This is a genomic window from Bacteroides sp. HMSC067B03 (assembly GCF_001811315.1).
In the GTDB taxonomy this organism is placed as follows: Bacteria; Bacteroidota; Bacteroidia; order Bacteroidales; family Bacteroidaceae; genus Bacteroides; species Bacteroides faecis.
This window is the reverse complement of the sequence record NZ_KV804369.1, coordinates 25,439-40,166: the sequence shown is the minus strand read 5'-3', so window position 1 is coordinate 40,166 and position 14,728 is coordinate 25,439. Positions and strand designations below refer to the sequence as shown.

Below are 14,728 nucleotides of genomic sequence, written 5' to 3'. Positions count from 1 at the left end.
CGTCTTTTAATCCAGCTTCAGTACAGCGAGGAAGGCTTTCTGCGGCACTTCCACGTTACCGATTTGTTTCATTCGTTTTTTACCTTTTTTCTGCTTTTCAAGCAGTTTACGTTTACGGCTTACGTCACCGCCATAACATTTTGCAGTTACATCCTTACGAACTGCCTTAATGGTTTCACGAGCTATAATCTTAGCCCCGATAGCTGCCTGAATAGCGATTTCAAACTGCTGGCGAGGAATTAATTCTTTCAGTTTCTCACACATCCGGCGTCCCATATCGTATGCGTTATCAAAGTGAATCAGCGTAGAAAGCGCATCAACCGGTTCACCATTCAACATGATATCCAATTTTACCAACTTGGAAGGACGGAAACCATTGGGATGATAGTCGAACGACGCATATCCTTTTGAAATACTCTTCAAACGGTCATAGAAGTCAATCACAATTTCTCCCAAAGGCATGTTATAATATATTTCCACACGATTGCCTGAAATATACTCTTGTTTGAGGAGTTCCCCACGTTTACCCAGACAGAGGGTCATGATCGGACCAATATAATCGGTAGTCGTGATAATGGACGCTTTGATATAAGGTTCTTCAATATGATCGATCAAAGTCGGATCAGGCATACCACCGGGATTATGCACTTCTCTCATATTGCCTTGCTTATCATATATATTATAAGATACGTTAGGCACGGTAGTAATCACATTCATATCAAATTCACGGTCGAGACGTTCCTGCACAATTTCCATATGAAGCAATCCGAGGAATCCGCAACGGAAACCGAAGCCCAGCGCCAGTGAAGATTCCGGCTGGAAAGTCAGGGAAGCATCATTCAACTGCAATTTCTCCAAAGAAGCACGCAGATCTTCAAAATCTTCCGCCTCAATCGGATAGACTCCAGCAAATACCATCGGCTTTACTTCCTCAAAACCTGCGATAGCTTTATCACACGGACGGGCTACATGGGTAATGGTATCTCCCACTTTCACCTCTTTCGAAGTCTTGATACCCGATATAATGTAACCTACATCTCCCGTACGAAGTTCGTTACGTGGAACCAGCTCCATTTTCAGTACGCCTACTTCATCTGCATCATACTCTTTTCCGGTATTGAAGAACTTTACTTTATCACCTTTGCGGATCACTCCGTTTTCAATCTTGAAATAAGCGATGATACCACGGAAAGAATTAAATACAGAGTCGAAAATCAATGCCTGCAACGGAGCTTCCTCATCACCTTCGGGATGCGGGATACGTTCGATCACAGCAGAAAGGATTTCTTCTACCCCCATTCCTGTCTTGCCGGATGCACGGATAATCTCATCACGTTTGCAGCCCAGCAATTCTACGATTTCATCCTCTACTTCCTCGGGCATGGCACTTGCCATATCGCATTTATTGATAATAGGGATAATTTCGAGATCATGCTCGATAGCCATATACAGATTGGAGATAGTCTGTGCCTGTACTCCCTGCGATGCGTCTACAATAAGCAGCGCACCTTCGCAAGCGGCAATGGAACGGGATACCTCATACGAAAAGTCCACGTGTCCCGGAGTGTCAATCAGGTTAAGGATATATTTTTCACCCTTATAGTTGTATTCCATCTGGATAGCATGGCTCTTGATGGTAATACCTCTTTCCTTCTCCAAATCCATATCATCAAGCATCTGCCCGTTAGTCACCTGAATAGTGTTGGTAAACTCCAACAAGCGGTCTGCCAAGGTCGATTTACCATGGTCAATGTGGGCAATAATGCAGAAGTTGCGTATATTCTTCATTCTGAATTCTTATTATTTTTATCTTTTTGGTGTGCAAAGATACGTAAATGACGGAATATAAAAAAATGCGTTGATAACATTATAACAATGTACCAACGCATTTTTTTATTGCTTAAGTGAGTTACTCGCTTAGATCAATTTGATGAAGAGTTCACCTTCTACTTCTTCAGCAGAAACTTTATCTTCTCTCAATAACCAGCCAAGGCCGAGGAACAAATCTTTGTCAACCAATTTAGTTGCTTTTTTCAGTTGCTTGGCAGTCATTCCTTCTGTTTCATTCAGTGCATTCCAGATATTACCTGCAATTACACCTGCTTTTTCTTTCAACATTTGCTTTTGAAATTATAGTTAGACATGCTTTAAAAATCATCCGGCCCGAAAGCTTTCAGATTTTATTTCGGGGACAAAGATAGTTATTTTTATGTTATATAACACTTTATTGAGTATTTTTTTGCTGATTTTGTAATAAAAAAGCATTTTCCCCCTTATTTAGGGTGTTTTTCGAGGTATTCTACCCAAATTCTTGCCGCTTCTTCTACCATTTTAGCACACGGGCGTTTGCTATAATATTGAGTATTACGTTCTTCGGGAATAGTAGAAATCGGATCTTTTTTCTTCAATCCCAACAATTCTCCACAAATCAGCGACCCGTTACGTTTTTTAAATTCGGCAGCCAGTTCCTGCACTACTGCATAATTGGCAGCTTTTCCCTCACGATCTGTCGCCTCGGTAGCCCCGGTTTCCAGCCCGGCTACCAGGAAGAGGCCGCAAGCAGCTCCACAAGTCTCGCGCATCCGCCCGATACCTCCGCCAAAAGAGGCAGACATGCGTACCGCCTGTTCTTGAGTGAAACCATACATATCGGCAAATGCAGCTACTACAGACTGCGAGCAGTTATATCCACTCTTAAAAAGCTCTACAGCTTTTTGTATTCTATCTTCCATGCTATTTTCTGTTTTTATTTTCATGCAAAAGTATAAAAAAGTATCTTTGCAGCCGTTTTATTAACCAAAGAAAGTTATGGCTACAACATTTGATATTCAACTACCGCATTACTCACGCGGATTTCATCTGATCACGCGTGACATCGTTTCCCAACTGCCGGCACTTCCCGAAAGTGGTCTGCTGGTGGTCTTTATCAAACATACTTCGGCGGGACTGACTATCAATGAGAACGCAGATCCAGATGTTCGCCACGATTTCCAGACTTTCTTCAATAAACTGGTTCCCGACGGTGCTCCCTACTTCATTCATACGCTTGAAGGGCCGGACGACATGAGCGCTCACATCAAGGCTTCTCTGGTGGGTAGTTCCGTCACGATCCCCATTAAAAATCACCGTCTGAACCTCGGAACATGGCAAGGTGTCTACCTCTGCGAGTTTCGCGATGGAGGAGACACCCGTAAATTGAGTATTACTATCCTGTAATATTTCCAATAAAATTGCGTTACCGTCCCGTCTTTAAGGAAAATCAGCGTTCTATTTCCAAAGCCATCGGACAATGATCTGAATGAACAGCCCCATTCAGTATGCTTGCGCTTTTCAGCAACGGACGTACCGGCTCACTGGTCATGCAATAATCAATCCGCCAGCCTTTATTCTTGGCGCGCGAATTAAAACGATAGCTCCACCAGGTATATTCCTGCTTTTCCGGATAAAGCAGACGGAAAGAATCAATAAATCCTGCTGATAGGAAGCGGGTCATCCATTCCCGTTCTTCCGGTAAAAAGCCACTGTTTGTTGCGTTACGGACAGGATCATGGATATCAATCGGCTCATGACAAATATTATAGTCACCGCAGAGGATGAGGTTGGGACGAGTCTTGCGCAGTTCTGTCACATATTTCTGAAAGTCTTCCAGCCACACCATTTTAAATGCCTGCCGTTCGTCTCCACTCGTTCCCGAAGGGTGGTAAACACTGACTACAGACAAGTCACCAAAATCTGCACGGATGAAGCGCCCTTCATTATCATACGCTTCTATTCCCATACCATATTCCACATGGTCGGGCTCCTGCTTTGTGAGGATTGCCACACCGCTATATCCCTTCTTCTGCGCAGAATAGAGATAAGACTTATAGCCCAAAGCTTCAAACACTTCTGCCGGATATTGGTCCGGTTGCAGTTTTGTCTCTTGCAGACAAAGAACATCCGGATTCTCCTGTACCAGCCATTCCGGCAAACCTTTAGAAACAGCAGCACGAAGCCCATTCACATTATAAGTAATAATCTTCATCATCTTATATTTTATAGATTCATGTTCGTTTTATGAAAATAGCAGCATGATATTCAATACCGAAACAATAACAGCAATAGTATACAACACAAAAGTGCTCCAACGACTATTGACATAATTTCCCATTACTTTTCGGGATGAAGTCAGCCCTACCTGCAGGAATACCGTAAAAGGCAACTGGATACTCAATATCATCTGCGAGATCAATAATCCCTTGAAAGGATCGCCAATAAAGAAAATCAGTAACAGCGCAATTCCCAGCGACAGGATTACCCCCACCTGCGAGTGGCTGTCTTTGATGTGATAGGATTCTCCGAAGATACCGGCAAAGATAGAACCTGCTGCCATTCCACTTGTTATGGTAGACGAAATACCTGCCATCAACAGAGCCAATGCAAATACGATTGCAGCATTACTGCCCAGCAAAGGTTCGAGCAATGATTTAGCCTGTTGCAATTCTTCCACCTGGATACCACTTTTAAAGAAGGTGGCAGCAGCCAGCAGAATCATAGCACTATTAATTGCCCAGCCGACAATCATAGAGAAAAGAGTATCGAACAACTCATATTTCAAAACTTTCTTGATGGACGCGTCATCTTTCTTATTATACTCATGACTCTGGATTACCTCCGAATGCAGGAACAGATTATGGGGCATCACAACCGCTCCCAGCACACTCATTATAATCAGCATACTTCCCTTTGGAAAAGAAGGTGTCACCCAACCCATCGTTGCAGCCGGCCAGTCTATTTCTACCAAAAACAACTCATAAATGAACGAGAGACCAATCACTGAAACAAAAGCAATGATAGAACGCTCTATTTTTTTATAGGAATTGGTAAAAAGCATGATGGAAACAAAAAGAGTGGTCAGCACCGCCCCCCACATTATAGGCATATCAAATAACATCTCCAATGCGATGGCCCCTCCCAGAATCTCAGCCAGCGAAGTAGAGATAGAAGCCAATACTGCTGTACCCAGAATAGGACGAGACACCCATTTAGGAGTATATTTAGTAGCAGCTTCCGAAAGGCAAAGCCCTGTGACAATGCCTAAGTGAGCCACATTATGTTGGAGGACAATCAGCATGATGGTGGATAATGTAACCACCCAAAGGAGTGAGTACCCGAATTCGGAACCCGCAGCAAAATTAGATGCCCAGTTTCCCGGATCAATAAATCCGACAGTTACCAAAAGTCCGGGACCAATATATTTAAAAACATCCAGTCCGCCTAAATAGCGTTTATGATCTTTCCGTTTTAAATCTTGAAAAATATTCTTCATCATTGCATAATAGTTTATTCAGCACAAATATACTTATAAATAACGACCGAGGATTGATTTTGGTTCAAAATACCGACAAATAGGGAAAGGCACGGCAAACAAAAAAAGCCTCCGACAAAATGAATTGCCGGAGGCCAGTGTATATCTTATAAAGGAAAACTTCCGTTAATACCCCATTTCATGCAGTGCATGACACAACTGATCGGGGCAAGACGTCGGTCTGCCACTGCAACGTACTCCTTCAAGCTTTTTGATCACATCTTCCACTTTCATACCTTTTACCAGACGTGAAAGCCCCTGAAGATTTCCGTTACATCCTCCCCAAAAGGCAACTTCCTTCACAACTCCATCTTCTACATTCAGTTCGATGTTTGTGCTGCAAGTACCTTGGGTCCTATAAACATATTCCATAATCCGCTTATTCTTCGCCTTCTTCCGGTTTCATGTTTGTATAAACAGTCTGCACGTCATCAAATTCTTCAAGACGTTCGATCATCTTGTCCAAAGTTTCGCGTTGTTCCGGAGTTACCTCTTTCAGATCGTTTGGGATATAAGTAAAGTCACCGCCGACATCCTCGAAACCACATTCTTCAAGATGTTTCTGAATAGCGGCATAGCTCTTAGGATCACCGTAGATAGTGATTGTTCCTTCTTCGTCATCCTGTTCGTACTCATCTTCTACGTCGTAATCGATCAGATCGAGAATCAGTTCTTCCATATCCATGCCATCCTTTATCTTGAAAGTAAACATGCATTTATGGTCGAAAAGGAAAGCCAATGATCCCATTGTTCCAAGATTGCCACCGAATTTATTGAATACAGAGCGTACATCGGCTACCGTACGAGTGGTATTATCAGTCAATGTATCCACAAAGACAGCAATCCCGTGAGGACCGTATCCTTCGTAAGTCATGCTCTTGTAGTCGCTCTGGTCTTTACCCATTGCGTTCTTAATTGCACGTTCGATATTGTCCTTCGGCATATTCTCACGCTTACAAGTAGCGATGACCGAACGCAATGTAGGGTTATTTTCCGGTTCCGGACCACCAGCCTTCACGGCAATAGCAATCTGCTTACCCAGTCTTGTAAATGTTTTAGCCATGTGCCCCCATCTTTTCAGCTTAGCGGCTTTTCTATATTCAAATGCTCTTCCCATTGGTTTGTATTAATTTTGAATTGTGAATTTTAAAGTTATCTCAATTTCGCACCCAGTTTGTCTTCCAGATTCTTCACCAACTTAGACATGATCTTATCGATCATCTTATCGTTCAGCGTCTGAGTTTCATCCTGAAGGAGGAAGCTGACTGCATACGATTTCTTGCCTGCTTCAAGGTTCTTGCCTTCATATACATCGAAGAGTTCTACTTCTTTCAGCAGTTTCTTCTCTGTCTCATAGGCGATCTTTTCAATTTCGGCAAACTGTATATTCTTGTCAAGCAACAATGCCAAGTCACGTTTCACAGCCGGGAATTTGGAAATTTCCTTGTAGCTGATCTTCACAGAACGGATAGCCTTCATCAGTTCTTTCCAGTTCAGGTCGGCATAATATACTTCATTGTCGATATCAAACGCTTTCAGCAGTTTCTTTGTCACAACACCAAAAGAAGCAAGACGTTTGCCGCCTTTAGTATGAACAGAAAGTGCAGCAGCGAAAATATCGTCAGTCAGATTGCCAACTACCAGATTGTGCAAATCCAGTCCCAGACGCTTCAGTATATTTTCTACATAAGCCTTCAATTCGTATACCGAGCTGTTCTCATCCGGATGTGCCCATGAATTAGCAACTTTCTTTCCGGTTACCCACAACCCGAGGTGATAATCTTCCGAATAGGTAGCCAGTACTTTTTCAGGGTTCTTCTTGTCCGCATCGAAGTAATAGCAGTTACCGAATTCGAAGAATTTCAAATCAGCATTCTTACGGTTGGCATTGTGAGCAATGCTTTCCAGTCCGCCAAACAGCAATGTCTGACGCATACAGTTCAAATCGGCACTCAACGGATTCAACAGCATCACCAGATGGTTGGACGGATAGTTCTCCAAGCCATCGTAATAAGCCGCACGAGTCAGAGAGTTGTTCAATATTTCGTTGAAACCACAGCCAACCAATTGTTCTGCAACCAAATTCTGTAATTTATTTGATTTGTCATGTTCACCTTTGGTAGTCAGACTAGAATTCAGTGTAGTCGGGATTTCTACATTATTGTATCCGTAGATACGGAGAATATCCTCGATGACGTCGCAGTCACGCTGTACATCCACCCGATAAGGGGGAACAGCCAATGTCAGTCCTTCAGCTGTCTCATTCGTGATTTTCATTTCCAGACTGGTAACAATACTCTTGATCGTTTCCACCGGAATAACTTTACCAATCAACGAATTTACCTTCTCATAAGACAAGTCTACCACGAAGTCCTGTGGAGCAGCAGCACATACATCCTTAATTTCGGATGAGATAGTACCACCAGCCAGTTCTTTCACCATCAAGGCAGCCAGTTTCAGACAATAAATCACACCATTCGGATCGATACCACGTTCGAAACGGAAAGAAGCATCCGTATTCAGACCATGACGGCGGGCAGTCTTGCGCACCCATGTAGGATGGAAATAAGCACTTTCGATGAACACATCTGTCGTAGCTTCCGTAGAACCGGAATCCAGTCCGCCGAACACACCGGCAATACACATCGCTTCTTCTTTGTTGCAGATCATCAGATCGCGTTCGTTCAGCTTACGTTCCACTTCATCCAATGTGACGAATGGAGTTCCTTCTGCCAATGTCTTTACAATGACTTCATTGCCTTTGATCTTTCCGGCATCGAAGCAATGTAACGGCTGGCCGAAAGCATGAACGATATAATTAGTAATATCAACTACATTATTGATAGGACGCACACCGATCAGGCGCAATTTATTCTGCAGCCATTCGGGACTTTCCTTCACCGTAACGTCTTTCACCGTAACACCGGCATAGTGAGGACAGGCTTCGCTGTTTTCCACTATTACTTCGATGTCCAGATCGTGGTTTTCTACTTTAAACCCGTCTACTGACGGACGCTGTAAAGTAGCCTGTTTACCATTCTGGATCAGGTAAGCATACAAGTCACGGGCTACACCATAGTGTGAACAAGCGTCTGCACGGTTAGGAGTAATATCTACTTCGAGCACGTAGTCACTCTTGATATTATAATAGTCTTTGGCGAGAGTACCCGGCACAGCTTCAGCCGGCAACACAATGATTCCTGCATGATCGGTACCGATACCGATTTCATCTTCTGCACAAATCATACCTGTAGATTCTACACCACGGATTTTTGACTTCTTGATAGTAAAGCATTCATCACCGTCATAAAGTTTGGTCCCCAAGGTGGCAACCACTACTTTCTGTCCGGCAGCTACATTCGGAGCCCCACATACAATCTGCACAGGTTCTCCGTCTCCCAGATTGACGGTAGTGATATGCAAATGGTCGGAATTCGGGTGTTCTTCGCAAGTCAGTACTTCACCGATCACGAGTCCTTCCAAACCACCCTTAATGGTTTGCACTTCTTCTACACCACCTGTTTCCAAGCCGATTGAGGTCAGCGCTGCAGCCGTTTCATCGGGTGTCAAATCAAAGTTGACATACTCTTTCAGCCAGTTATAAGAGATATTCATATAATTAAATTTTTATTGTTTCTCAAAAAGTTTCGCAAAGTTAATAAGATTTTTCGGTTGACATAGAACGATTTGAGAGAAAAATGTAAAGAGAAGCTAAACTAACAGGGTACCAGACTGTATTATTCTTCAATAAATTCAGGATTAGTGACGGTAGTGACAAAAATAGAGGGAGATATTATAGTATATATAGGAAAATAATTAATTCGAATTTTTATTTTCCATTTTACTAATTATTTATTTTCCTTTATATACTCTCAAACCTGATATTTTCCGTCATTACCGTCACTAACCGGTATCAGAATACTCTCAATCCCTGATACATAAAAAAAGACCGACCGCTCGATTGGAATCAATCAAGCGGTCGGTTTTATCTGTTCAACCGTATCTTTCATTATAAAAGAGCGGTCGATCTTCCCCAATCAAACGGTCGTTTTCGTCCGATCAAGCAGTTGTTTCTATTCCATTATACGATCGTTTTAGAAAGGCAATGGTCCTTCCGTTGCACCGAACGGATTATTCCCCTGCGGAACAAAATCGGGTTCCGGCGGAGGCGGGGCCACAGAGCCTGCATTAAGTTTAGACCCCAGCATAGCACCTGTAGGTTCACCCGGCATCGGTATCACCATATCATCCTCCGGATTAGAGAATCGCGTAAACTCACCTTTAAATCGGAGTAAGACTTCGCCTACCGCACCATTACGATGCTTGGCTATCACAATTTCCGCCATACCGCGAAGGTCGTTACCGCGATCATCCTGATAAATCTTATAATATTCCGGACGGTGAATAAAGCACACCATATCGGCATCCTGCTCGATGGCACCGGATTCACGAAGGTCGCTCAACTGAGGACGTTTACCATCGATACCTTCACGACTTTCCACACCACGATTCAACTGTGACAAGGCTATAATCGGAATATTCAACTCTTTCGCCAATCCCTTCAACGAACGGGAGATCGTACTAACCTCTTCCTGGCGGCTGCCAAATGCCATACCACTCGCATTCATCAACTGAAGGTAGTCAATAATGATGATTCTCACCCCATGTTCACGTACCAGACGACGCGCCTTAGTTCGAAGTTCAAACACAGACAAAGACGGAGTATCGTCCACATAAAGCGGGGCATCCAGCAGGTCTTTCAGTTTGTAGTCCAACTGTTGCCATTCATAGCTTGCCAATTGTCCGCTCTTGATCTTCTCACTCGGAATCTCACAAACATTAGTGATAAGACGGTTGACCAACTGGACATTACTCATTTCGAGAGAGAACAACGCTACCGGATTCCGATAATCAACAGCAATATTCTTGGCCATGGAAAGTACGAAAGCCGTCTTACCCATAGCAGGACGGGCGGCGATTACGATAAGGTCGGAATTCTGCCAACCGGAAGTCATCTTATCCAGTTTCGTAAATCCACTCTCAAGACCACTTAAACCGTCCGTTCGGGCAGCTGCTTTCTGAATCAGTTTATACGCCTCGTCAATCACCGGATTAATCTGCGTATAGTCTTTCTTCATATTCTGCTGGGAAATCTCAAACAGTCTACCTTCTGCCTCCTGCATCAAGTCGTCCACATCCAGCGTCTCATCAAAAGCCTTGCTTTGAATATTACTTGTAAATGTGATCAATTCGCGCGCCAACGATTTTTGCGCAATAATACGGGCATGATATTCGATATGCGCGGAAGAAGCAACCTTGCTACTCAACTGAGTTATATAAAAGGGGCCTCCGACCTCTTCCAGATCACCTCTTTTGCTTAACTGTTCTTTTACCGTCAGGATATCCACCGGCTTCTGATTAACGGCAAGATCAGTAATGGCGGCATAAATCAATTGATGACGATGTTCATAAAATGACTCCGGGCGAAGAATCTCACTCACCAACGAATAAGCATCCTTCTCAATCATTAAAGCACCCAACACCGCCTCTTCCAACTCCGGCGCCTGAGGTTGAATACGACCATAATCATTGACCGGTTGTACTTTAGTTGATTTTGTGTTACGGGAATTTCTTCTTTGTTCAGCCATCTGCCTATATACGATTTTATGATTTACTATTTATGATCCCCGGCCTTCAGACATAGCCAAAGCCGAAAGGGATGACAAAGATAGAATATTATAATGAAGAAAGGATAAGGAAAAATGAAGATTTTAGTAACTTTGTCACCAATAGTATAAATTTGCGACCTATAATTTAAAATTCAAAAATAATAATTCAGAACTTATATGATCACTTTCCCCAACGCCAAAATAAACCTGGGACTCTCTATTACAGAGAAGCGCCCGGACGGATATCACAATCTTGAAACCGTATTCTACCCCGTAGCTCTCGAAGATGCGCTGGAAATCCGGACCTGCCCCCAAGCAGACAACAAGTTCTCTCTCCATCAGTACGGGATGGAGATATCCGGCAATCCGGAAGAGAATTTAGTGGTGAAGGCCTATCTGCTGTTGGATAAGGAGTTTCACCTCTCTCCCATCGAAATTCACCTCTACAAGCATATTCCTTCAGGTGCCGGACTGGGAGGAGGATCATCGGATGCGGCCTTTATGCTGAAACTGCTCAACGAACACTTTCAACTGAATCTATCCGACGATCAGCTGGAAGTGCATGCCGCGACTTTGGGAGCTGACTGTGCCTTCTTCATCAGAAACGCCCCGACCTTTGCCGAAGGTATCGGTAATATATTCTCTCCCATTTCACTATCTTTAAAAGGATACCAAATTCTGATTATCAAACCGGATGTATTCGTATCAACCCGGGAGGCTTTCGCCAATATTCATCCTCACCATCCCGAATACTCCATCAAAGAGACGATCAAACGCCCGATCAATGAATGGAAAGAGATATTGATCAATGATTTTGAGAACAGTGTATTCCCCCAACATCCGGTGATCGGAGAAATAAAAGCTGAATTATACAATCAGGGGGCTGTCTATGCTTCCATGAGTGGTTCCGGTTCTTCCGTATACGGCTTATTCGAACCGGGATGTACGTTGCCGGAGGCGGACTGGGGAAGTAACGCATTCAGTTATAAAGGCAAGCTGTAGGAGCAACAAAAAAACGGTACCACGACTCCCGTCGTAGTACCGTCACAACACAAACACAAAATAAAACACGACAAAACTACTATGCAATCATACCTGTCTATGCCGGAGAGGCATAAGTACCGTTTACTCATATTCACATACTCACAAACAGTTCAAGCTGATTAGCATCTAATAAACAAATCGCATGAACGATTTGTTTAAACTTTTATGTTAATTAAAACAAATATCTTTTCACTGAATACCTCTTTCACGGAGTTTCAGCTGCCAGTTCCATGCAGAGCGTAAAGTATCTTCCAAGGTTTCTACCGCTTTCCATCCCAGTTCCTGATTAGCAAAATCGGGATTAGCCCATACCTTTTCAATATCACCTGCACGACGGCCTACAATCTGATAATTCAATTTAACGCCGGTTGCTTTTTCAAATCCGTGGATCAGTTCCAATACAGAAACACCACGTCCCGTACCAATATTGAATACTTCTACTTTTTCTTTCTGTTTCTGCTCCAAAATGCGGCGGATTGCAATCACGTGTGCTTTAGCCAAGTCAACAACGTTGATAAAGTCACGGATACAAGAACCGTCAGGAGTATCATAATCGTCACCGAATACACTTAGTTTTTCACGGATACCCATCGCTGTCTGAGTCAGATAAGGAATCAGGTTTTGAGGAACGCCATTCGGAAGTTCGCCCAGCAATGCTGTAGGATGCGCGCCAATCGGATTGAAATAACGCAGCAGAATAGCATTGATCGGAGCACCGGAAGCTATTGTATCACGGATAATTTCTTCATTAATCTGTTTTGTATTTCCATAAGGAGATTCCGCTTTCTTAATCGGAGCCTTTTCTGTTACAGGCAACTCATCCGGCTGACCATATACTGTACAGGAAGAAGAGAACACGATGCCTTCTACTCCATGTTTAGGCATTAACTCCAAAAGGTTAATTAAAGAAACCAGGTTGTTACGATAATAAAGCAACGGTTTCTCTACCGACTCTCCTACTGCTTTGCTTGCTGCGAAATGAATAATCGCTTTAATTCCTTTATATTTAGCAAATACGGCATCAAGGCCTGCAAAATCAAGACAATCCAATTTTTCAAAAGCCGGACGGATACCGGATACCTTCTCTATATTGTCAACAACGTCAGCACTCGAGTTTGATAAATTATCGATAATGATTACTTCGTATCCATTGTTTTGCAGTTCTACGACGGTGTGAGACCCAATATAGCCCGTTCCTCCCGTTACTAAAATTCTTTCTTTCATATAATTTTAAAATATGGTTAGTTTTTCGGTTTTCAGTTTGTTTGAGGTACAAATGTATGGAAATAAAATGAAAATGCAATAAACTATTTCAATTTTCTTCGCAGGAAGATGCTTAAGGGATGATCTGCGGACGATTTGGTATGATGGAAATCCAATCTGGTATAAACCCGGTATAAAGAAAAAAGCCGGAAACGAACTGTCTGCGTATTACCACATGACAGAGTTTCCGGCCCTTTATCTTAATTATCAACTCAGTCTTTTACACGACGCCTGAGAAACCCATGAATGCCATAGCCAGCAAACCTGCGGTAATCAAAGCAATCGGAGTGCCTTGCATCCCTTTCGGTACCTTCACAAGACTCATCTGCTCGCGTAATCCGGCAAACAGTACCAGCGCCAGACCGAAGCCGATAGCAGTGGAGAACGCATACACCACTCCTGTCAGCAAGTCAAAGTCTTTCTGGATGACCAGAATTGCCACACCCAGAATACAACAGTTGGTTGTAATCAGCGGCAGGAACACGCCCAATGCCTGATACAAAGAAGGAGAAACCTTCTTCAGAATGATTTCCACCATCTGCACCAGTCCGGCAATGACCAGGATAAAAGTGATTGTCTGCAAGTATCCCAATCCGAAAGCATCCAACACAAACTTCTGAATCAGGAATGTAACGATGGTAGCGATAGTCAGTACGAAAGCAACGGCTGCGCTCATACCCATCGCTGTTTCCACCTTCTTGGAAACACCCAGGAACGGACAGATTCCCAGGAACTGCGACAACACAATGTTGTTTACAAAGATTGCCGAAATAAAGATCAATATATATTCCATATTCTTTTCTTATTTAATTGAGTTAGGCTTTCTTCAGGCTATTAATGATTGCAATCAGGTAACCCAAAGCGATAAAGGCGCCCGGAGCCAAAACAAAGATCAGCATTCCGTATTCTTCCGGCAGAATAGTCAGGTCGAAAATCTTACCTGTTCCGAGGAATTCACGAACAGCACCCAACAGAGTCAGGGCAATGGTAAAACCAAGTCCCATACCGATACCGTCAAACATTGAAGCTAACGGGTTGTTTTTAGCGGCAAAAGCTTCCGCACGTCCCAATACGATACAGTTTACCACGATCAGCGGAATGAAAAGTCCCAGTGTAGCATACAGGTCAGGAACATAAGCCTGCATCACCATCTGAAGCAGTGTCACGAAAGATGCAATCACGACGATAAACGACGGGATACGTACCATATCCGGAATCAAATTTTTGATAGATGAAATGACCACATTCGAACAAATCAGTACGAACATCGTAGCCAGCCCCATACCCATACCATTGATAGCAGATGAAGTAGTACCCAACGTAGGACACATACCCAGCAGGAGCACGAAAGTAGGATTTTCTTTGATAATCCCGTTCATCATTACTTTAAAGTTATTCATATCTG

General features: G+C 43.2%; 14 protein-coding genes. 2 read left to right on the top strand and 12 right to left on the bottom strand.

The window, feature by feature from the left end:
* Positions 1-6: 6 nt before the first annotated feature.
* The 3 genes from lepA to HMPREF2794_RS15215 form a co-directional block, all read right to left on the bottom strand.
* Complete coding sequence (lepA, locus tag HMPREF2794_RS15225) at positions 7-1,788, bottom strand: translation elongation factor 4 (RefSeq protein WP_055271718.1); 1,782 nt, start codon at positions 1,786-1,788, stop codon at positions 7-9.
* A 129-nt stretch (positions 1,789-1,917) separates the two neighbouring features.
* A complete protein-coding gene (locus HMPREF2794_RS15220; RefSeq protein WP_008761257.1) occupies positions 1,918-2,118 on the bottom strand; it encodes a winged helix-turn-helix domain-containing protein in 201 nt (66 codons plus the stop codon).
* A 155-nt stretch (positions 2,119-2,273) separates the two neighbouring features.
* On the bottom strand, positions 2,274-2,732 hold the full coding sequence (locus tag HMPREF2794_RS15215; RefSeq protein WP_029425585.1) for a C-GCAxxG-C-C family protein: 459 nt from the start codon (positions 2,730-2,732) through the stop codon (positions 2,274-2,276).
* A 76-nt stretch (positions 2,733-2,808) separates the two neighbouring features.
* On the opposite strand from HMPREF2794_RS15215, the gene HMPREF2794_RS15210 reads away from it, so the two are divergent.
* Positions 2,809-3,216, top strand: a complete 408-nt coding sequence (locus HMPREF2794_RS15210) for a secondary thiamine-phosphate synthase enzyme YjbQ (RefSeq protein WP_010538321.1) — start codon at positions 2,809-2,811, stop codon at positions 3,214-3,216.
* A gap of 43 nt (positions 3,217-3,259) precedes the next feature.
* On the opposite strand, the gene HMPREF2794_RS15205 is transcribed toward HMPREF2794_RS15210, so the two are convergent.
* The 6 genes from HMPREF2794_RS15205 to dnaB all read right to left on the bottom strand — a co-directional run bounded on the left by HMPREF2794_RS15205 (position 3,260) and on the right by dnaB (position 10,995).
* The gene (locus HMPREF2794_RS15205) at positions 3,260-4,024 is read right to left on the bottom strand and encodes an exodeoxyribonuclease III (RefSeq protein WP_010538322.1); all 765 of its coding nucleotides are present in this window, start codon (positions 4,022-4,024) and stop codon (positions 3,260-3,262) included.
* A 30-nt stretch (positions 4,025-4,054) separates the two neighbouring features.
* Positions 4,055-5,308: an Nramp family divalent metal transporter gene (locus HMPREF2794_RS15200; protein WP_070751858.1), complete on the bottom strand. Its 1,254-nt coding sequence runs from the start codon at positions 5,306-5,308 to the stop codon at positions 4,055-4,057.
* Positions 5,309-5,473: 165 nt separating this feature from the next.
* Complete coding sequence (locus tag HMPREF2794_RS15195) at positions 5,474-5,719, bottom strand: TIGR03905 family TSCPD domain-containing protein (protein WP_055271720.1); 246 nt, start codon at positions 5,717-5,719, stop codon at positions 5,474-5,476.
* Between the two features lie 7 nt (positions 5,720-5,726).
* Positions 5,727-6,464, bottom strand: coding sequence for a YebC/PmpR family DNA-binding transcriptional regulator (locus HMPREF2794_RS15190; protein WP_010538325.1), 738 nt, complete (start codon positions 6,462-6,464; stop codon positions 5,727-5,729).
* Between the two features lie 35 nt (positions 6,465-6,499).
* The gene (pheT, locus tag HMPREF2794_RS15185) at positions 6,500-8,962 is read right to left on the bottom strand and encodes a phenylalanine--tRNA ligase subunit beta (RefSeq protein WP_010538326.1); all 2,463 of its coding nucleotides are present in this window, start codon (positions 8,960-8,962) and stop codon (positions 6,500-6,502) included.
* A gap of 479 nt (positions 8,963-9,441) precedes the next feature.
* Positions 9,442-10,995, bottom strand: coding sequence for a replicative DNA helicase (dnaB, locus tag HMPREF2794_RS15180; RefSeq protein ID WP_010538327.1), 1,554 nt, complete (start codon positions 10,993-10,995; stop codon positions 9,442-9,444).
* A 198-nt stretch (positions 10,996-11,193) separates the two neighbouring features.
* On the opposite strand from dnaB, the gene ispE reads away from it, so the two are divergent.
* On the top strand, positions 11,194-12,018 hold the full coding sequence (ispE, locus tag HMPREF2794_RS15175; protein ID WP_070751820.1) for a 4-(cytidine 5'-diphospho)-2-C-methyl-D-erythritol kinase: 825 nt from the start codon (positions 11,194-11,196) through the stop codon (positions 12,016-12,018).
* A gap of 231 nt (positions 12,019-12,249) precedes the next feature.
* Here ispE and galE read toward each other — a convergent pair whose 3' ends face one another.
* The 3 genes from galE to rsxE form a co-directional block, all read right to left on the bottom strand.
* Positions 12,250-13,284 carry a UDP-glucose 4-epimerase GalE gene (gene galE / locus HMPREF2794_RS15170; protein WP_010538329.1) on the bottom strand — a complete coding sequence of 345 codons (1,035 nt, stop codon included), beginning with the start codon at positions 13,282-13,284 and terminating at the stop codon, positions 12,250-12,252.
* Positions 13,285-13,543: 259 nt separating this feature from the next.
* Positions 13,544-14,116 (bottom strand): electron transport complex subunit RsxA, encoded by a 573-nt coding sequence (gene rsxA, locus HMPREF2794_RS15165; protein ID WP_010538330.1) that lies wholly within the window; start codon positions 14,114-14,116, stop codon positions 13,544-13,546.
* 22 nt (positions 14,117-14,138) lie between these two features.
* The gene (gene rsxE / locus HMPREF2794_RS15160) at positions 14,139-14,723 is read right to left on the bottom strand and encodes an electron transport complex subunit RsxE (RefSeq protein WP_010538331.1); all 585 of its coding nucleotides are present in this window, start codon (positions 14,721-14,723) and stop codon (positions 14,139-14,141) included.
* Between the last annotated feature and the right edge of the window lie 5 nt (positions 14,724-14,728).